This is a genomic window from Mycolicibacterium houstonense, assembly GCF_900078665.2.
GTDB lineage: Bacteria > Actinomycetota > Actinomycetes > Mycobacteriales > Mycobacteriaceae > Mycobacterium > Mycobacterium houstonense.
Genome location: NZ_LT546207.1, coordinates 1693098 through 1710516 on the forward strand (window position 1 = coordinate 1693098; position 17419 = coordinate 1710516).

24 protein-coding genes are annotated in these 17419 nt (G+C 68.4%); 18 read left to right on the forward strand and 6 right to left on the reverse strand.

Annotated elements, in window-relative coordinates; genetic code table 11:
- The 7 genes from BN4332_RS08535 to BN4332_RS08565 form a co-directional block, all read left to right on the forward strand.
- Positions 1-515: uroporphyrinogen-III synthase (locus BN4332_RS08535; protein WP_200820282.1), on the forward strand; the 515-nt coding region annotated here is incomplete at its 5' end.
- Between the two features lie 100 nt (positions 516-615).
- Complete coding sequence (hemB, locus tag BN4332_RS08540) at positions 616-1596, forward strand: porphobilinogen synthase (protein ID WP_074133014.1); 981 nt, start codon at positions 616-618, stop codon at positions 1594-1596.
- Positions 1597-1604: 8 nt separating this feature from the next.
- Positions 1605-2027: a hypothetical protein gene (locus BN4332_RS08545; RefSeq protein ID WP_066898069.1), complete on the forward strand. Its 423-nt coding sequence runs from the start codon at positions 1605-1607 to the stop codon at positions 2025-2027.
- Between the two features lie 74 nt (positions 2028-2101).
- A complete protein-coding gene (locus BN4332_RS08550; protein WP_338066762.1) occupies positions 2102-2455 on the forward strand; it encodes a hypothetical protein in 354 nt (117 codons plus the stop codon).
- Positions 2448-2930, forward strand: coding sequence for a transport-regulating membrane protein Mce1N (mce1N, locus tag BN4332_RS08555; protein WP_435405155.1), 483 nt, complete (start codon positions 2448-2450; stop codon positions 2928-2930). The genes BN4332_RS08550 and mce1N overlap by 8 nt, the downstream gene beginning before the upstream one ends.
- Positions 2927-3154 (forward strand): hypothetical protein, encoded by a 228-nt coding sequence (locus tag BN4332_RS08560; RefSeq protein WP_066898053.1) that lies wholly within the window; start codon positions 2927-2929, stop codon positions 3152-3154. The genes mce1N and BN4332_RS08560 overlap by 4 nt, the downstream gene beginning before the upstream one ends.
- Positions 3155-3156: 2 nt before the next feature.
- Complete coding sequence (locus BN4332_RS08565; protein WP_066898054.1) at positions 3157-3921, forward strand: APH(3'') family aminoglycoside O-phosphotransferase; 765 nt, start codon at positions 3157-3159, stop codon at positions 3919-3921.
- A gap of 17 nt (positions 3922-3938) precedes the next feature.
- Here BN4332_RS08565 and BN4332_RS08570 read toward each other — a convergent pair whose 3' ends face one another.
- A complete protein-coding gene (locus BN4332_RS08570) occupies positions 3939-4802 on the reverse strand; it encodes an alpha/beta hydrolase (RefSeq protein ID WP_096866863.1) in 864 nt (287 codons plus the stop codon).
- A gap of 135 nt (positions 4803-4937) precedes the next feature.
- On the opposite strand from BN4332_RS08570, the gene BN4332_RS08575 reads away from it, so the two are divergent.
- The 4 genes from BN4332_RS08575 (at position 4938) to BN4332_RS08590 (ending at position 7136) form a co-directional block, all read left to right on the forward strand.
- The gene (locus BN4332_RS08575; RefSeq protein WP_066898056.1) at positions 4938-5792 is read left to right on the forward strand and encodes an oxygenase MpaB family protein; all 855 of its coding nucleotides are present in this window, start codon (positions 4938-4940) and stop codon (positions 5790-5792) included.
- Positions 5779-6378, forward strand: a complete 600-nt coding sequence (locus tag BN4332_RS08580; protein WP_066898057.1) for a TetR/AcrR family transcriptional regulator — start codon at positions 5779-5781, stop codon at positions 6376-6378. Before BN4332_RS08575 ends, BN4332_RS08580 begins: the two co-directional genes overlap by 14 nt.
- A gap of 50 nt (positions 6379-6428) precedes the next feature.
- Positions 6429-6620, forward strand: coding sequence for a hypothetical protein (locus tag BN4332_RS08585; protein ID WP_066898058.1), 192 nt, complete (start codon positions 6429-6431; stop codon positions 6618-6620).
- A 72-nt stretch (positions 6621-6692) separates the two neighbouring features.
- Entirely contained in the window at positions 6693-7136 is a 444-nt protein-coding gene (locus BN4332_RS08590; protein WP_276079395.1) for a pyridoxamine 5'-phosphate oxidase family protein, read from the forward strand.
- On the opposite strand, the gene BN4332_RS08595 is transcribed toward BN4332_RS08590, so the two are convergent.
- From BN4332_RS08595 to BN4332_RS08615, 5 genes are all read right to left on the reverse strand, one after another.
- Complete coding sequence (locus BN4332_RS08595; protein WP_066898060.1) at positions 7093-7728, reverse strand: hypothetical protein; 636 nt, start codon at positions 7726-7728, stop codon at positions 7093-7095. The genes BN4332_RS08590 and BN4332_RS08595 overlap by 44 nt on opposite strands.
- Before the next feature lie 215 nt (positions 7729-7943).
- The gene (locus BN4332_RS34860; RefSeq protein ID WP_096866864.1) at positions 7944-8072 is read right to left on the reverse strand and encodes a hypothetical protein; all 129 of its coding nucleotides are present in this window, start codon (positions 8070-8072) and stop codon (positions 7944-7946) included.
- An 82-nt stretch (positions 8073-8154) separates the two neighbouring features.
- Positions 8155-8925: a methanethiol S-methyltransferase gene (gene mddA / locus BN4332_RS08605; RefSeq protein ID WP_066898061.1), complete on the reverse strand. Its 771-nt coding sequence runs from the start codon at positions 8923-8925 to the stop codon at positions 8155-8157.
- Between the two features lie 102 nt (positions 8926-9027).
- Positions 9028-9993, reverse strand: coding sequence for an acyl-ACP desaturase (locus tag BN4332_RS08610; RefSeq protein WP_066898062.1), 966 nt, complete (start codon positions 9991-9993; stop codon positions 9028-9030).
- Between the two features lie 382 nt (positions 9994-10375).
- Positions 10376-10756 (reverse strand): nitroreductase family deazaflavin-dependent oxidoreductase, encoded by a 381-nt coding sequence (locus BN4332_RS08615; protein ID WP_066898063.1) that lies wholly within the window; start codon positions 10754-10756, stop codon positions 10376-10378.
- 57 nt (positions 10757-10813) lie between these two features.
- Here BN4332_RS08615 and BN4332_RS08620 point away from each other — a divergent pair, with 57 nt between their 5' ends.
- From BN4332_RS08620 to ccsB, 7 genes are read left to right on the forward strand one after another with little or no spacing between them, the layout of a single operon-like run.
- A complete protein-coding gene (locus BN4332_RS08620; RefSeq protein ID WP_066898064.1) occupies positions 10814-11200 on the forward strand; it encodes a nitroreductase/quinone reductase family protein in 387 nt (128 codons plus the stop codon).
- A gap of 57 nt (positions 11201-11257) precedes the next feature.
- The gene (gene hemL / locus BN4332_RS08625) at positions 11258-12568 is read left to right on the forward strand and encodes a glutamate-1-semialdehyde 2,1-aminomutase (RefSeq protein WP_066898065.1); all 1311 of its coding nucleotides are present in this window, start codon (positions 11258-11260) and stop codon (positions 12566-12568) included.
- A 23-nt stretch (positions 12569-12591) separates the two neighbouring features.
- On the forward strand, positions 12592-13179 hold the full coding sequence (locus BN4332_RS08630) for a histidine phosphatase family protein (RefSeq protein WP_066898070.1): 588 nt from the start codon (positions 12592-12594) through the stop codon (positions 13177-13179).
- Positions 13180-13797 carry a TlpA disulfide reductase family protein gene (locus tag BN4332_RS08635; RefSeq protein WP_066898066.1) on the forward strand — a complete coding sequence of 206 codons (618 nt, stop codon included), beginning with the start codon at positions 13180-13182 and terminating at the stop codon, positions 13795-13797. It begins immediately after the preceding gene.
- The gene (locus BN4332_RS08640; RefSeq protein ID WP_066898067.1) at positions 13794-14585 is read left to right on the forward strand and encodes a cytochrome c biogenesis CcdA family protein; all 792 of its coding nucleotides are present in this window, start codon (positions 13794-13796) and stop codon (positions 14583-14585) included. The genes BN4332_RS08635 and BN4332_RS08640 overlap by 4 nt, the downstream gene beginning before the upstream one ends.
- Positions 14585-16228, forward strand: a complete 1644-nt coding sequence (gene resB, locus BN4332_RS08645; RefSeq protein WP_084459213.1) for a cytochrome c biogenesis protein ResB — start codon at positions 14585-14587, stop codon at positions 16226-16228. The genes BN4332_RS08640 and resB overlap by 1 nt, the downstream gene beginning before the upstream one ends.
- Positions 16225-17199 (forward strand): c-type cytochrome biogenesis protein CcsB, encoded by a 975-nt coding sequence (gene ccsB, locus BN4332_RS08650; protein ID WP_066898068.1) that lies wholly within the window; start codon positions 16225-16227, stop codon positions 17197-17199. The genes resB and ccsB overlap by 4 nt, the downstream gene beginning before the upstream one ends.
- Positions 17200-17419 lie beyond the last annotated feature (220 nt).

Here is a 17419-nt window from a genome sequence, read left to right on the forward strand (position 1 = left end):
GGGCGTTCGGGATCAACCCCGAGCTGGTGCCGTCGGGCGAGCAGTCCTCGCTGGGCCTGCTCGACGAGTTCCCGCCGTTCGACGAGGTTTTCGACCCGGTGAACCGGGTGCTGCTGCCGCGGGCGGACATCGCCACCGAGACGCTGGCCGAGGGGCTGCGTGAGCGGGGCTGGGAGATCGAGGACGTCACCGCCTACCGCACGGTGCGTGCCGCTCCGCCGCCGGCGCAGACTCGCGAGATGATCAAGACCGGTGGTTTCGACGCGGTGTGCTTCACGTCGAGTTCGACGGTGCGCAACCTCGTCGGTATCGCGGGCAAGCCGCACGCGCGGACCATCGTGGCCTGCATCGGCCCGAAAACCGCTGAAACCGCAGCGGAATTCGGCCTGCGGGTGGACGTGCAGCCCGAGTCGGCCGCGGTCGGGCCGCTGGTCGACGCACTCGCCGAGCACGCTGCGCGACTGCGGGCCGAAGGGGCGCTGCCCCCGCCGCGGAAGAAGAGCCGCCGCCGGTAAACCCCGCGGCCCCGCCGAGTCGGCGTTCCGGCAGGAATGCGGTTTCGCGGGTTTCGCGGAGAATGGCGGAGAGCCCAGAGGCCGAAGAGGAGGTCGTGCAGTGTCATACCCAAGGCACCGCCCTCGTCGCCTGCGGTCCACGCCGGCGATGCGCCGGCTTGTCGCTCAAACGTCGTTGGAGCCAAGGCATCTGGTGCTGCCGATGTTCGTCGCTGACGGCATCGGGGAACCACGCGCGATCAGTTCGATGCCCGGCGTGGTGCAGCACACCCGGGATTCGTTGCGCCGCGCGGCCGCCGACGCGGTGGCCGCCGGGGTGGGCGGCCTGATGCTGTTCGGGGTGCCGCGTGACGAGGACAAGGACCCGACCGGCGCCGTGGGTGTCGATCCCGACGGCATCCTGAACGTCGCGCTGCGCGATCTGGCCAAGGACCTCGGTGACGCCACGGTGCTGATGGCCGACACCTGCCTCGACGAGTTCACCGATCACGGGCACTGCGGTGTGTTGGATGCCGCGGGCCGGGTCGACAACGACGCGACCAATGCCCGCTATGTGGAACTTGCTGTGGCGCAGGCTGAGTCGGGTGCCCACGTGGTGGGGCCGAGCGGCATGATGGACGGCCAGGTGGCCGCGATCCGCGATGGTCTGGACGCGGCCGGGCGCACCGATGTCGCCATCCTGGCGTACGCCGCCAAGTTCGCCTCGGCCTTCTACGGCCCGTTCCGGGAAGCGGTGTCCTCCAGCCTCACCGGTGATCGGCGGACCTATCAGCAGGATCCGGGGAACATTCGTGAGGCCGTACACGAGGTCGAACTCGACATCGACGAGGGCGCCGACATGGTGATGGTCAAGCCCGCGATGAGCTATCTGGACGTGGTGCGGGCCGCCGCCGATATTTCCCCGGTGCCCGTTGCGGCGTATCAGATCTCGGGTGAGTACTCGATGATCTGTGCCGCCGCGGCCAACGGCTGGATCGATCTGCAGGCCGCGGCGCTGGAGTCGTTGACCGGGATCCGCCGGGCCGGCGCCGACATCGTGCTGACCTACTGGGCGGCCGACGTGGCCGGCTGGCTCGCGTGACCGGTCAGGTGACCGAGCCACGACAGAGTCCGACCGGTCGTCCCGAGGACGTCGACACCGGGTTCTGGCTGTGGGCGGCGGCGCTGGTCCTCATGGTCATCGGTTATCTGATCGACGCGTTCACCGGATCCGCGGGCGGGGCGCAGCGCTCGATGGTTGTGGTTCTCACGGTGATGTTCCTGGTGGCGCTGTCCTCGATCGTGGCGACCTTCCTGCTGCTGATGCGTCAGGGGTATCGCTGGGCCCGCACCCTGTTGACCGCCGGGGGACTGGTGGCGATCCTGCACTCGGTCAGCAGCCTGTTCACCGGCGAGCGGCAAGATGCCGCGGCGGTGGGCTACGCGATCACCGCGATCGTCGGATCGGTGCTGATCGCCGGCGGGCTGTACCTGCTGCACCGCAAGGACGCCGACGGTTTCTTCGTCCGCTGATTCGCTACGCTTTGCCGACCATGCCTTCATCACCCGCGTCGCCGGAGTCACGCCCGGCCCGGAACCGACCGCTCGTGGCGACCGTCGGATTCGGCTTCTGGCTGGTTGCCTCGGTCCTGCTGATCGCCGGGGGCATGATCGCGGCATCGGTGAGCCTGCCCGGTGTGGACACCTGGTTGTTCCGGGGTATCGGCGTGCTCACCGCGGTGGCGGGGCTGGCCATGGCCTTCCTGGCCGGTCGTTCCCGCGGCGGTGATCCCCGCTTCCGGCGGGCCGCGATCGCATTGTCCGTGACCATCATGGTCATTGTGGCGTTGACCGCGCAGTTCGGCGTGGTCCACAAACTCACGGTGCTCGGTGTGGTCCTGCTCCTTGTGGGATCCGGTCTGAGCGCGCTGCCGCTGCGGAGGGGAGACGATGGTGAGTGAGTCGGTGACTCCGGCCGCCTCGAAGGTCCTGTACTACGAGCCGGGGGCGAACTGGGCGTGGCTGTTGTTGGGCCCGTTCGCCGGGATCGGCATGGCGATCCTGCAGATGACGGGCGGGTACGGCCGTGACCTGTGGGTGCCCCTGGTTTTCCTGCTGCTGGTGTCGGGGTTCGTGGCCATCCAGATCAAGGCCGCACGTATCCACACATCCGTCGAACTGACCCCGCAGACCCTGCGCCAGGGCGCCGAGACCCTGCGGATCGACGAGATCGTGTCCATCTACCCGGAGGCCTCGGGTTCCGAGGTCCCGAAATGGCAGTCCGCCCGCGCCCTCGGCGAACTCACCGGAGTGCCCCGGGGCCGTACCGGGATCGGGCTGAAACTGACGGGCGATCGCAAGGCCCAGGCCTGGGCGCGCAAACACCGACGCCTGCGTGCTGCGCTGGAACCGTTGGTCGAGGAGCGGACGCCGTGAGACGCCGGGCGGTGCTCGAGCTCATCGTGGCCGCCGCGGCGGCGGTGGGCTGCGTGCTGAGCTGGATCGCGGCCGCGACCACGATCGAGGTGGCGCCGGTGCTGGACGGTGAACCGTCGACGACGGCGATCAGCTACTCGGCGCCGATGCTGGTGCTGTCGCTGGCGCTGGCCGGACTGGCCGGGGTGCTGATCGTGCTCGGTGTGGCGCGGTTGCGCCGCTGAGGATGACCGATTGGCAGCCCGTCACGCGCGGTGAATCCGGCGCCGGGGTGTTCCGCAGCGCGGACGGTTCCCGGTATGCGAAGGTCGCGGGCCCGGCGGCGGTGCACGAGCTGGCCGCCGAGCGCGACCGGGTGTCATGGGCGCACGCGCACGGCCTGCCCGGACCGGCCGTGGTCGACTGGGTGCCCACCGATGACGGCGGCGCCGTCCTGATCACCAGTGCCGTCGCAGGTGTTGCCGCCGACCAGGTTCCGGCATCGGTCCTGCGGGCCGCCTGGCCCTCGGTGGTGGCCGCGGTGCGCGACCTACACGGCATGGCGGTCGACGAATGTCCGTACCGGCGCGGCCTGGACGACATGCTGGACCGGGCGCGCCGGGTGGTCGGTGCCGACGCGGTCAACCCCGAGTTCCTGCGCGACGAGGATCGGGAGGTCCCGGCCGTGGAGCTGCTGGCGCGCGTCGAACGGGAGGCCGGTCTGCGCCGCCGGCAGGAGACCGCCGATCGGGTGGTGTGCCACGGCGATCTGTGCCTGCCCAACATCCTGATCGACCCCGGCCGATCCACCGTCGAGGGCTTCATCGATCTGGGCCGGCTGGGCGTGGCCGACCGGCACGCCGATCTGGCGCTGCTGCTGGCCAACGCGGCCGATACGGTCCCCGGGTTCGCCGACGATGCGGCGGCCGGTCTGGCGGCGGGCTATCCCGCGCCCCTGGACGAGGACCGCCTGCGGTTCTATCTCGCGCTGGATCCGTTGACCTGGGGATGAGGCGCCGCATCGCGGGGTCAGGAAGAGAGCCAGGCGAGCTCCTCGGATAGGTGTGCGCGCCAGAACGCCTCGTCGTGGCCGCCGGGATGGAAGCCGACGGCCGGGGTCCTGGGCAGCTCGTTGACGAACATTCGCGTCGCGGCGTAGAACCGGTCGCCGGTGCCGCAGTCGATGCGCAGCGGAATCGACCCCAGTGCGGGCAGCAGTCTCAGCGCCGAGTTCTGCTGCCAGTCAGCGAGGCTGTCGAAGGCGTCGGGCGGTGCGCCCCAGTACGTCATGTAGAGCGCCGGGCTGATCGCGCAGACCGCGGCGGTGCGCGCGGCGCCGAGCCTGGCCCCCAACAGCATGGCGCCGTAGCCGCCCATCGACCAGCCCATGAAGGCCACCCGTGAGGTGTCGATGCCCTTGGTGGCCAGCATCGGGATCAGTTCGGTGAGCACCATCGCCCCGGAGTCCTCCCCAGAGGCCCGACGGCGCCAGAAGGAGTTGCCTCCATCCACACTGACCACCGCGAACGGCGGCCGGCCGGCCGCGGTCAGCTGAGCCAGGGCTTCCGGGATGCCCAGACTCATCACCCCGGCGGCGTCGTTGTCCATCCCGTGCAGGGCGATCACCGGACGCAATGGGCCGTGCTGGCCCGGCGGCCGGGCGATGATCCAGTTGGTTTCCACACCGCCCCGGGCCGCGGAGGTGAACGAGCCCGAATCGCGGATCGGCATCGGTGCGCCCGCGGAGGCGGTTTGGTTCGGGCCGGTTTGGTTGGGGCCGGGAGATGCGCGAGACGTCGGCGGATGGAGCAAGCTGCCCAGCGTCCACAGTCCCGCGGCTCCCGCACCCGTGACGCCTAGGCGCAGCGCGTCGCGGCGGGTCAGCGAGGTCACCTGCGCATCATTCCAACCATGGGTCTCAGCACATGACACCGTCCGGCAACGGCGCGATAACGCCGACCCGCACCCGGTGAGTGACCCGGGCCACAGAATCTTGGTACAAAGTTCAAAATCTGTAACACTGTGTCCATGACGGAATTGGCCGAGCAGCCGCAGCAGACCGATGCCCTCCCGCTGGGGCCGCAATCGCTGGTGTGGAAGTACTTCGGGGACAACCGGATGTACCTGATCGGGCCGCGGCCGGCTGTCCTGCAGAACATGCTGGCCGAGCTCGGGCAGGGCGTCCTGGACCACTCGACGTTCTTCTCCGATACCGCCGAACGACTCAAGCGCACCATCCCGCCGATCTTCCGCACCGTCTACGGCACCGAGGACGAGAACGCGGGCACCCAGGTGCGCGACTTCCATCACCACGTCAAGGGCGATATGCCCGACGGCTCGCGATATCACGCGCTGGACCCCGACACCTACTTCTGGGCCCACGCGACATTCGTCGAGCAGGTCCTGTACTTCGCCGACACCTTCGTCAAGAAGCTCACCGACGCCGAGAAGGAACAGATCTACCTCGAATCCAAGACCTGGTACCGCCGCTACGGGGTCAGCGACCGGCCGATGCCTGCCACCTATGCCGAGTTCGAGCAGTACTGGGACCGGATGCTGAACGAGGTGGCCGTGCCACACAAGTCGGCCCGCTACGGCGTCGGCTACGTCACCAAGGGCTTCCCCTGCCCCAAGGCGGTCCACCCCGCGGTATGGAACGTCATCGCGACGGTGTTCAACCCGGTCGCGGCCTTCCTGACCACCGGTGGGCTGCCGCCACGCGCCCGTGACCTGCTCGACCTGCCCTGGACCGAGCGTCAGGAGCGCAACTACCAGCGGTTCGCGGCGTTCTGGCGCACCCGCGCGGTGAACTGGGTGTGGGATCATCTACCGATGAGCGTGCGCTACAACAAATTTGCGCAAAAGGGCTATGCGCAAGGCTGATTCGTCGCCCGCGACGGCTGCCATCCTGGACGCCGCCCTCGTTGAATTCGAGCGGCACGGCCTGCGCCGCGTCGCACTCGACGATGTCGCGCGCCGGGCCGGCGTCAGCCGCACCACGATCTACCGCAGATTCGCCAACCGCGACGAGCTGGTCGCGGCGGTGATCGAGCGGGAGAACGCCGCGCTGTTCGCCGATATCGCCGACGAACTGAAAACCGCCGGGCCGCAATCGAATTACTATGTCGAGGCGTTCACGCTGTCGATTCTGCGGTTCCGGCGACACCATGTGCTCAACCAGATGATCGCCGATGAGCCCGCGTTGGTGATGGAGATGCTGCACACCCACTACGGCGCGGCGATCGAGCGGATGGCCGCCGCGCTGAAGGTGATCTTCCCGGCCGGCTTCGCCGACCGGATCGGCGCGCGCGCGGTCAATGATCTGGCCGACACCATCCTGCGCTACGCGGCGATGGTGCTGCTGCTGCCCAGCGTCGAACCGCTCGACACCGCGGCGGACATCAGGGCCTTCGCCACCAGGCACTTCCTGCCCAGCCTTCCGGCATCGCTGCGCGCCGTGCCGGCCTGACCGGGGTGCCGAAGTAGTTTCGTGGCTCACGCTTTCGGGCAGCCAACGGTATGACCACAGAGAAGCCGATAGTCACCGAAAAGCACCACAAAGAAGCCGAACGCGTCATGAGGTCGTATGACGACGATCGCCCGACCGTCACGCTGCCCGGCAGCAAGGGCACCGTCTCGGGCACCGCGGTCAACGACTGGGTCGACGACGAGGGCAATCCGATCTACGGCGAGCCGAAGCAAGATCGGTAACCACGGTCGGTGCCGCCCCCTAGTCTGGCTCCTGTGACCCCGCTGGAGCGCATCGCACCCGACTTCGTCTCGATGGCCCATCAGATCGTGTGGGCCTCGGTGGCCACTGTCGACGCCGACGGCCGGCCCCGCACCCGCATCCTGCACCCGATCTGGGAGTGGGACGGGACCGATCTGTTCGGCTGGGTGGCGACGGTACCCAGCCCGGTCAAGCGGGCCCACCTGTCGGTGCATCCGCATGTGTCGGTCAGTTACTGGACGACGAACCAGGACACCTGCGCCGCGGATTGCCTGGTCGAGTGGTACACCGACGACGAGACCTGCACCCAGGTGTGGGACCGCTTCGCCAACGGGCCCGCGCCGGTCGGCTACGACCCGTACATCATTCCGCAGTGGAGCGACGGGCCGACCTCGGATCAGTTCGCCGCACTGCGGTTGACCCCGTACCGGCTGCGGGTGATGCCGGGGACGATCATGACGGCGGGGTCGGGTGAGGTGCTGAACTGGCGGTCGTGAGATCCAGGCCCCGCGTGCCCGGATACCGCGGGCCCCGCCGGGGTTGGGCGACGGGGCCATCGGCGTGCCAGGCCGCGACGGCGTCGGCGACGCCGCGGACATCGTCGTCGGTGTCGATCACCGCGTAGGACGCGACGTGGCCCGGCAGCCCGTTGACCGAGCATTCGTAGCCGATCCGGTGCGCCAGATCGCGGATCCATCGAACCGCCGACGAGCGGCGGCGCGGCGGAAGCCGTCGAGCGTCGCCGATGAGCAGGACGCGACGGGCTCCCACTCCGAGGGCGGCCGTCGTGTTCAGCTCACAGGTCTCGTTCGCGCAGGCCCGCAACCTCCTGCGCGATGCCCAGTTGTGCCGCCCGTCGAACCCGGTTTGCACGAAGTGCGCGTCGAAGATGGTGATCACCGATTCGATCTCGGTTGCCCTCGGATCGATCGCCGACACCTCTGTCGCCATCGGTGCGCCGAGGCACGGCGGATGAGCATGCCGGACCGTGACCCCCCGGCCGTCGAGGGCTGAGCCGATCGCTCCGGACAGGTCCGTGAGCCAGCCGAACACCAAAACCCGGGCGTTTGCGGCGACGCGATCCGCCACTGCAATTTCACCAGCCGTTCTCGACAATTGTCGGCAATTTTCGCGTGCCGACCGAAAATAAAATTCTCCGCCATAAATGCGCAGCAAGAATTGACGATAAATGGATGAAAAAGAGAATGCTGCCGCCGAAAAACGCAATGGGTTCCGGATTCGGCCCGACGTGGCGCTGGTTGTTGCGCCAGCGCGCCAGGGCCTTGATGAGCTGCGGTGAAACGCTACGCCCGGTCCGGGCGCTTGCGCTTGGGAATGGTCTCCTCGGCGGCCTTGTTGCGTTTGGCCGCGCGCTTTTCCTTGATGGTCATCGCCGGTTTCTTGGGCAGGCGGCCCTGGGATTTGTCAGCCATCGTTGCTCCTTGTCGCAAACAATCACTGGGCCCGACCATACATCAGAAAAAAATAAAAGCCAGTCGGCTGAATTCGCGCCCGTCAGGCCGGCCGATGCCGCACCCGCGGGGCGGCGTCGTCGTGCCCGAGATGCAGCCCCGGGGCCAGCATGGCCACCCGGTGCCGGTAGTCGCGGTACTGGTCACCCAGGCCGGCCACCAGATCGCGTTCCTCCAGTTGGATCGCCACCAGGATGTAGGCGGTGGTGACCACGGCGAACAGCAGATGGCCCGCCGTCATCGTGGGGATGGCCCAGAACGCCACGATGAATCCGGCCATGATCGGATGCCGAATCACCCGGTAGAGCATCACGGTGCGGAAGCCCGGCTCCTCGTATGGCCGGCCGCGCCAGTTCAGCCACACCTGCCGCAGCCCGAACAGGTCGAAATGGCTGATCATGAACGTCGAGGCGAACACGGTGGCCCAGCCCGCCCAGAACAGCGCCCACAGGATCACCCGTCCCGCAGTGGATTCCACGTCCCACACCACCGCGGGCATGGTGCGCCACTGCCAGTACAGAAGGAACAGCGCCAGGCTGGACAACAGCACGTAGGTGCTGCGTTCGATGGCCGGCGGGATGATCCGGGTCCACCGGCGTTTGAACGCGGGGCGGGCCATCACGCTGTGCTGGAGGGCGAACACCGAGAGCAGCAGCAGATTGACGATCACCGCCTCGGCGACCGGCGCGGCGATGCCGGAGTCGACCGTGCGCGGCACCACGAAATTGCCGACGAAGCCGATCGCGTAGAGGAAGGCCACGACGAACACCAGATAGCTGGCGATCCCGTAACCGATGGTGAGTAGGCGCTTCATGGTGACCTCCTGCCACCGATGGGACAGATGCCGCGCCCTGCTGCGGAACCGCAGTAGTGACTTATCTACGGTAGACCGCGAGAACCCCTGTGAACAGGGGTTCTATGCGCTGCGCTCGGCCTTGGCGGCCTCGCGGGCCAGCATGCGGTCCCGCTGCTCCTCGAATCGGACGACCTGCTTGCCGAGGTCCTCCAGGTACGCCGCCAGTTGGTCGCGGCGCTTCTCGCCGACCGCGGAGACGTCGTTGCGTTCGAAGATCCGCCACTTCTTGACGTTGGGCATCACGACTTCTTCCAGGTGCTGACGCAGGTCGTAGATGCCGTGCTTGGCCATGATGACGCTGTTGCGCCGCCAGTTCGGCATTCCGCGTCCGGGCATCCGGAATCCCTCGATGATCGCGCACACCGCCTCCATCGCCTGGTCGGGCGAGAGGTCGAACGCGGCGGAGAACAGGTTGCGGTAGAACACCATGTGCAGGTTCTCGTCGGTGGCGACGCGTTGCAGCATCGACTCTGCGATGGGGTCGTCGCAGATCTTGCCGGTGTTGCGGTGGCTGACCCGGGTCGCGAGTTCCTGCAGCGTGGCGTACGCCGAGATCATCAGCGGGCCGGGCTCGTGGATTTCGCGTTCCTCTTCGTCGGGGTCGTAGCCGTTGCGCATGTGCTCCATGCGCATGCGCTCCAGCGCCACGGGGTCCACTCCGCGGGTGACGACGAGGTAGTCGCGGATGACGATGCCGTGCCGGTTTTCTTCGGCGGTCCACTGGTTGACCCAGTGCCCCCAGGCGCCGTCCAGCGAATAGTGAGTTGCCGCGCCTCGGTGGTAGGAGGGCAGGTTGTCCTCGGTGAGGAGGTTGGTGATCATCGCGACTTTGGCGACTTCGGACAGATCGGACTGTTCGGGGGCCCAATCCTCGCCGCCCAGGGCCGCGAAGTTCCGGCCGCGGTCCCATGGCACATAGTCGTGGGGATGCCACTCCTTGGCCACCTTCAAATGGTGGTTCAGGCCTTCCTCGGCAACCGGTTCGAGTTCTTTGAGGATCTCGGCGTCGGTCAAATGTCTTTGCATCAGCGTCCCATCAGGTGTTCGCCCGACCGTCGCAAGTGGTTGCCGGGCAGCCCGCGCAACCAGGCCAGGCGGTGGTCGGAACGGTTATGCGTTCCGACTCAGAACAGGGGGCCTGCGGGGCGCGGGTCTACCCGGCCGACGGCTCTGACCGCGACGGGTTGGTCCCCGTGTCTCACAGGTGTGACTTTCCCGAGCGTCGAACTCGATTCGGCGATGCATGAATACGCCCGTGCCGGGCGCGGCGTGGCATCGATCGGAGCGTCCTGCCGGCTACGCGCGATTGCCCGCAACGGGTGGCAAGACTCTCCGACACCCTAGCTGCGGTTGGTGCTTCACCACTCGCGGCCCGACCGTGACACCGATCACCTGGGGGTGCAACGTCCTAGGCGCGGCGCAGCAAGACCGCCTGTTCGACGGGCACGCGTTCGAATACCCGGCGTACCCGGCCTTTGACGTGCTGGGCCGCCTCGGCCTTCGACACCACCCGTGGGTCGGCAAGCCGGATGGTCTTCCCGTGCCGGCGCATCTGGGCTCCGCCGGCGGCGGTGATGTTCTTGAGCCAGTCCCGGTTGGGGCCGTAGGTGAGCAGGATCGCGACGCCCTCGTCGGTGCCGAAGACCGACAGCGGGGTGCGGTACGTGCGACCTGATGTGCGGCCGACGTGTTCGAGGATGCCGTACAGCGGCGCCCATCCCGCCCAGAGTTTCTGGATGGGGTTGGTGACGTAGCGATTGAGCCGGGCCAGCCATTGCGGGAGTTGCATGGCCCCATGATGCGACGCCCGGTGGCGCAGCGGGCGAGATGTGCCGAGACTGGAGCCATGGCCTATCTCAAACCGCCGTGGTTCGTCCGCAAGGTGTTCAACCGGATCGCCATGGCGACGGGTGTGGGGCACAGCGAGACCCTGACCGTGACGCGGCGGGGCAGCAAGCAGCCGCAGCAGATCCCGGTCGTCGTTCCGGTGGTCGACGGGGTGAAATACCTGGTCTCGACCCGCGGCGAGTCGGACTGGGTGCGCAACGTCCGGGCCGAGCCGAAGGTCCGGCTCGGGTCTGTCGACTACGTCGCCGCCGAGATTCCGGTGCCGCAGCGGGCGCCGGTGATCGCGGCGTACCGCCCACTGGCGGGCAAGGTGGTGGACGGCTACTTCCGGGAACTGCCCGACGATGCCGATCACCCGGTTTTCGCCCTGACCCCGGCCACGTGACCGCTCCCACTACACCCTGTAGTTGACGCATTTGCACCGGCTGGGACACTGGTGGCCATGCGTGTTGACGAACCGCACACTCAGCGCTCGGCCCAACTCTTCGCCGACGCTTGCGCGGTGATCCCCGGCGGGGTGAACTCCCCGGTGCGTGCCTTCAACTCTGTCGGCGGCACGCCGCGGTTCATCACCTCGGCCAAGGGCTACTGGCTCACCGATGCCGACGGCAACCGGTACGTCGATCTGGTCTGCTCGTGGGGCCCCATGCTGCTGGGCCACGCGCACCCGGCGGTCGTGGAGGCCGTGCAGCAGGTGGCGGTCGACGGGCTGAGCTTCGGCGCCCCGACTCCGTCGGAGACCGAACTCGCCGCCGAGATCATCGATCGGGTGGCCCCCGTCGAACGGCTGCGGCTGGTCAACTCCGGTACCGAGGCCACGATGAGCGCCATCCGGTTGGCCCGCGGCTACACCGGTCGCGCCAAGATCATCAAGTTCTCCGGCTGCTACCACGGCCACAGTGACGCGCTGCTGGCCGACGCCGGCTCGGGCGTGGCCACGCTGGGTCTGCCGTCCTCACCGGGCGTCACGGGTGCGGCCGCGGCCGACACCATCGTGCTGCCCTACAACAACGTCGAAGCCGTCGAGGAGATCTTCGGCCGGTTCGGTGACGAGATCGCTTGTGTCATCAGCGAAGCCAGCCCGGGCAACATGGGCACGGTGGCTCCGCTGCCCGGTTTCAACGCGGCGTTGCGCCGCATCACGGCGAACCACGGCGCACTGTTGATCCTCGACGAGGTGATGACGGGCTTCCGGGTGAGCCGCGCCGGCTGGTACGGGCTCGACCCCGTCGACGCCGACCTGTTCACCTTCGGCAAGGTGATGAGCGGCGGCCTGCCGGCCGCGGCCTTCGGCGGCAGCGCCGAGGTGATGGGCCGGCTCGCCCCGCTCGGGCCGGTCTACCAGGCCGGGACGCTGTCGGGTAACCCGGTGGCGATGGCGGCCGGCCTGGCCACATTGCGCAACGCCGACGACGCCGCGTATGCCCGGGTGGACGCCAACGCCGACCGGCTGGCCGGCCTGCTCACCGGCGCCCTGACCGACGCCGGGGTGGCGCACCGGGTGCAGCGCGCGGGCAACATGCTCAGCGTCTTCTTCACCGACCAGCCGGTCAACGACTTCGCCGCGGCCAAGGCCACCGAAACCTGGCGCTTCCCACCGTTTTTCCACGCTCTCCTGGAGGCCGGGGTGTACCCGCCCTGCAGTGCGTTCGAAACCTGGTTCGTCTCGGCGGCGTTGGACGACGCGGCGTTCTCGCGCATCGCCGATGCGTTGCCCGGGGCGGCGCGCGCCGCGGCGGAGGCCGCAGAGTGAGCGTCAGGACGACCGTGCATGTGATGCGTCACGGCGAGGTGTTCAACCCGGAGAAGGTGCTCTACGGCCGGCTGCCCGGCTATCACCTGTCCGAACGGGGGCAGGCCCAGGCCCGGGCCGCCGCGAGCTGGTTGGCCGACAAGGACGTGGTCTACGTGGTGGCCTCCCCGCTGGAGCGGGCGCAGGAGACCGCCAAACCCATCGCCGACGTTCACAACCTGTCGATCGACACCGACAACGATCTCATCGAATCGTGGAACGTCTTCGAGGGTAAGCGGGTGGCCCCGGGCGACGGCGCCCTGCGCGACCCGCGGAATTGGCCGTTGCTGCGCAACCCCGCCAAGCCGTCGTGGGGTGAGCCGTACACGGAGATCGCGCCGCGCATGATGGCGGCCATGCACCGGGCCCGCGAGAAGGCGGCCGGGCACGAGGCGGTCTGCGTCAGCCACCAGCTGCCGGTCGAGACGCTGCGCCGGGCGATGACCGGTCGCAAGCTGGCTCACCTGCCGTTGCCGAACAGCCGGCTGTGCGATCTGTCCTCGATCACGTCGTTCACCTTCGACGACGACACGCTGATCCGGTGGGGCTACACGGAGCCCTGGGGAATCTGAATGAGGTCGTCTCTCGCCCGGGTGAGCGTGGCGGTGCTGGCAGGGCTGGTGCTGCTCACCGGATGCTCGACGGGTGACGACGCGGTGGCCCAGGGCGGCACGTTCGAGTTCGTCGCCCCCGGCGGCAAGACCGATATCTTCTACGACCCGCCCGAAAACCGGGGCCGCCCAGGCCCGTTGACCGGGCCGTCGTTGACCGACCCGGCCAAGACCATCTCGCTGGACGATTTCGCCGGGAAGGTCGTGGTGATCAACGTGTGGGGCCAGTGGTGCGGCCCGTGCCGGGCCGAGATCGGCCAGCTGGAGAAGGTCTACACCGAGACCCGCGGCCAGGGCGTGGAATTCCTCGGCATCAACGTGCGGGACAACAACCGCCAGGCCGCGGTCGATTTCGTCACCGACCGCAAGGTCACCTTCCCGTCGATCTACGACCCGCCGATGCGGACCATGATCGCCTTCGGCGGCAAGTACCCGACCACGGTGATCCCGTCCACCGTGGTGCTGGACCGTCAGCACCGGGTGGCCGCGGTGTTCCTGCGGGAACTGCTGGCCGAGGATCTCGAGCCTTTGCTGGCCAGGTTGACCGCCGAACCGGCGCCGGGAGGGCCGGCGCAGTGACCGGATTCGCCGAGATCGCCGCGGCCGGACCGGTACTGCTGGCGCTGGGGATCAGCGTGCTGGCCGGTCTGGTGTCGTTCGCCTCGCCGTGCGTCGTGCCGCTGGTACCCGGCTATCTGTCGTATCTGGCCGCGGTGGTCGGCGTGCAGGATGCCGAGGTGGGCGCGGCAGCCGGGGCGACCCGGCAGGCCACCCGGACCGCGCGGTGGCGGGTGGCCGGCGCGGCCGCATTGTTCGTCGCCGGATTCACCGTGGTCTTCCTGCTCGGCGCGGTCGCCGTGCTCGGGATGACCACCACGCTGATCGCCAATCAGGTTCTGCTGCAACGTATCGGCGGCGTGGTCACCATCGTGATGGGCTTGGTTTTCGTGGGCTTCATCCCCGCGCTGCAACGGCAGGCCCGGTTCGCCCCGCGGCAGTGGTCGACGATGGCCGGCGCCCCGCTGCTGGGCGCGGTGTTCGCCTTGGGCTGGACCCCGTGCCTGGGCCCGACGCTGACCGGGGTGATCGCGGTGGCCTCGGCGACCGACGGCGCGACGGTGGCACGCGGGGTGGTGCTGGTGCTGGCCTACTGCCTCGGACTGGGCATCCCATTCGTGCTGTTGGCGCTGGGCTCGGCGCGCGCGGTGACCGGGCTGGGCTGGTTGCGCCGGCACACCCGGACCATCCAGATCTTCGGCGGGGTGCTGCTGATCCTGGTGGGCACGGCGCTGGTGACCGGCCTGTGGAACGAGTTCGTGTCGTGGGTGCGCGACGCCTTCGTCAGTGATGTGAGGCTGCCGATCTGATGGTCACTTCCGACACCCGGGACGACATGGAATCGCCGAAAGCGGCAGGCAACGGCCCGGTTCGGCGCCTGCTCGCGCTGATGCGCAACACCTGGCGAACCCTGACCTCGATGGGCACCGCGCTGGTGCTGCTGTTCCTGCTGGCGCTGGCGGCGATCCCCGGTGCGCTGTTGCCGCAGCGCAACCTCAACGAGTCCAAGGTCGACGAGTACCTGGCCGCCCACCCGACCCTGGGCCCGTGGCTGGACCGCGTCCAGGCCTTCGATGTGTTCTCCAGCTTCTGGTTCACCGCCATCTACGTGCTGCTGTTCATCTCGCTGGTGGGGTGCCTGACGCCCCGCATGATCGAGCACTTCCACAGCCTGCGCGCGGTGCCGGTCTCCGCGCCGCGCAACCTGGGACGACTGCCCAAACATCATGCCGCGCAGGTGAAGGGCGATACGGGCGCGATCGCCGAGACCATGACGCGACGGCTCAAGGGCTGGCGTACCGTCACCCGCGAACGCGACGGCGATGTCACGGAGGTTTCGGCCGAGAAGGGCTACCTGCGCGAGTTCGGCAACATCGTCTTTCACTTCTCGCTGCTGGGCCTGCTGGCGGCGGTGGCCGCCGGAAAGCTGTTCGGCTACGAGGGCAGTGTCATCGTGATCGCCGACGGCGGTCCCGGCTTCTGCAGCGCCTCCCCGGCCGCCTTCGACTCGTTCCGCGCGGGCAACACCGTCGACGGGACCTCGCTGAGCCCGGTCTGCGTGCGGGTCAACAACTTCGACGCGGACTACCTGCCGACCGGGCAGGCGCTGTCGTTCGCGGCCGACATCGACTACCAGGCCGGCGACGATCTGGCCGCCAACACCTGGCGGCCCTACCGCCTCGAGGTCAACCATCCGCTGCGGGTCGGCGGGGACCGGGTGTATCTGCAGGGGCACGGCTACGCGCCCACGTTCACGGTCACCTTCCCGGACGGTCAGCAGCGCAGCCAGACCATTCAATGGCGGCCGGACGAGCCGTTGACGTTGCTGTCCTCCGGGGTGGTGCGCATCGACCCGCCGGCGGGCACCTACCCCGACGCCGACGAGCGCCGCAAGCACCAGATCGCGATCCAGGGCCTGTTCGCCCCGACCAAGCAACTCGACGGGACGCTGCTGTCGTCGAGCTTCCCGGCGCTCAACGACCCGGCGGTGGCCATCGACATCTACCGCGGAGACACCGGCCTGGACACCGGCCGGCCGCAGTCGTTGTTCACCCTCGATCCCCGGCTGATCGGGCAGAACCGGCTGACCAAGGTGGCCCGGGTCAACCTGGTCGAAGGCCAGGACACCACCCTGGACGACGGCACCAAGGTGCGGTTCGACGGCGCGGTCCCGTTCGTCAATCTGCAGGTCTCGCACGACCCGGCCCAGATCTGGGTGCTGGTGTTCGCGATGACGATGATGGCGGGGTTGCTGGTGTCGCTGGTGGTGCGCAGGCGCCGGATCTGGGTTCGGATTCAGCCCGCAGCTGCAGGTACGGTGAACGTCGAGCTGGGCGGGCTGGCCCGTACCGACAACTCCGGCTGGGGCGATGAGTTCGAGAAACTGACCGAACGGCTGCTCGAGGGGTACGAGGGCACGCCGGCAGTAGGAGAGAAGGCGGAGCGCGCGTGAACACCGAGCACATCGACATCGGACTGGCCAGATATTCCGACTGGGCGTTCACGTCGTCGGTCGTGGTTCTGGTCGGCGCGCTGATCCTGCTCGCCATCGAACTGGCCTACAGCCGAAGTCGCCGCGTCGAGAGCCGTGAGCTGGTCGGCGCGACGGTCGGCGCCGACAGCGCCACCCCCGGTGTGGTCGCCGAGGAGACCCGGCGCCCGTTCGACGAGCGGGTCGGAAAGACCGGCCTGGCGCTGACGTATGTCGGCATCGGCATGCTGTTCATCTGCATCGTGTTGCGCGGCCTGGCCACCTCACGGGTGCCGTGGGGCAACATGTACGAGTTCATCAACCTGACCAGCTTCTGCGGTCTGGTCGCCGCGGCGGTCGTGCTGCGCAAGCCGCAGTACCGCGCGCTGTGGGTGTTCGTCCTGGTGCCCGTGCTGATCCTGCTGACGGTGTCGGGGCGCTGGCTGTACTCCAACGCCGCCCCGGTGATGCCTGCGCTGCAGTCCTACTGGCTGCCGATCCACGTGTCGGTGGTCAGCCTCGGCTCCGGGGTGTTCCTGGTGGCCGGTGTGGCCAGCATCCTGTTCCTGCTGAAGATGTCGCCGCTGGGGGAGCCGGGCCGGGAGGGCGCCGTCGCGCGCATCATCGAACGACTGCCCGATGCCCAGACGCTGGACCGGATCGCCTACCGCACCACCATCTTCGCGTTCCCGATCTTCGGTTTCGGGGTCATCTTCGGGGCCATCTGGGCCGAGGAGGCCTGGGGCCGGTACTGGGGCTGGGACCCCAAGGAGACGGTGTCGTTCATCGCGTGGGTGGTGTACGCGGCCTATCTGCATGCGCGCTCGACCGCGGGGTGGCGGGACCGCAAGGCGGCCTGGATCAACGTCGTGGGATTCGTCGCGATGGTGTTCAACCTGTTCTTCATCAACCTGGTGACCGTCGGCCTGCATTCGTACGCGGGGGTCGGCTAGGCACCACCGGGTTGGTCGGTCGGAAGTGTGTGGGAAAGAGGGGTTTTCGTGTCCGAGCCAGTGTCCGAGCCAGTGTCCGAACCATTGTCCGAACCAACCGAACCGCAGGAGCCTGCCGAACCGGAGACCACTGCGGCATCGGTAGACGCGCCGGCCGAGGAACTGTCCCCGCCCGTACCGGCGGCCGCGGCGGCCGAGGCACCCGCCGTCGCCCCGCAGC

Excerpts from the sequence above, each read along its gene's own strand:
- BN4332_RS08610 (WP_066898062.1), bottom strand. The coding sequence starts at position 9,993 with ATGCAAAGACATTTGACCGACGCCGAGATCCTCAAAGAACTCGAACCG.
- BN4332_RS08575 (WP_066898056.1), top strand. The coding sequence starts at position 4,938 with ATGACGGAATTGGCCGAGCAGCCGCAGCAGACCGATGCCCTCCCGCTG.
- BN4332_RS08580 (WP_066898057.1), top strand. The coding sequence starts at position 5,779 with ATGCGCAAGGCTGATTCGTCGCCCGCGACGGCTGCCATCCTGGACGCC.
- BN4332_RS08565 (WP_066898054.1), top strand. The coding sequence starts at position 3,157 with ATGACCGATTGGCAGCCCGTCACGCGCGGTGAATCCGGCGCCGGGGTG.
- BN4332_RS08630 (WP_066898070.1), top strand. The coding sequence starts at position 12,592 with ATGCGTCACGGCGAGGTGTTCAACCCGGAGAAGGTGCTCTACGGCCGG.
- hemL (WP_066898065.1), top strand. The coding sequence starts at position 11,258 with ATGCGTGTTGACGAACCGCACACTCAGCGCTCGGCCCAACTCTTCGCC.
- BN4332_RS08615 (WP_066898063.1), bottom strand. The coding sequence starts at position 10,756 with ATGCAACTCCCGCAATGGCTGGCCCGGCTCAATCGCTACGTCACCAAC.
- BN4332_RS08620 (WP_066898064.1), top strand. The coding sequence starts at position 10,814 with ATGGCCTATCTCAAACCGCCGTGGTTCGTCCGCAAGGTGTTCAACCGG.
- BN4332_RS08590 (WP_276079395.1), top strand. The coding sequence starts at position 6,693 with ATGGCCCATCAGATCGTGTGGGCCTCGGTGGCCACTGTCGACGCCGAC.
- BN4332_RS08635 (WP_066898066.1), top strand. The coding sequence starts at position 13,180 with ATGAGGTCGTCTCTCGCCCGGGTGAGCGTGGCGGTGCTGGCAGGGCTG.
- BN4332_RS34860 (WP_096866864.1), bottom strand. The coding sequence starts at position 8,072 with ATGGCTGACAAATCCCAGGGCCGCCTGCCCAAGAAACCGGCGATGACC.
- BN4332_RS08585 (WP_066898058.1), top strand. The coding sequence starts at position 6,429 with ATGACCACAGAGAAGCCGATAGTCACCGAAAAGCACCACAAAGAAGCC.
- resB (WP_084459213.1), top strand. The coding sequence starts at position 14,585 with ATGGTCACTTCCGACACCCGGGACGACATGGAATCGCCGAAAGCGGCA.
- mddA (WP_066898061.1), bottom strand. The coding sequence starts at position 8,925 with ATGAAGCGCCTACTCACCATCGGTTACGGGATCGCCAGCTATCTGGTG.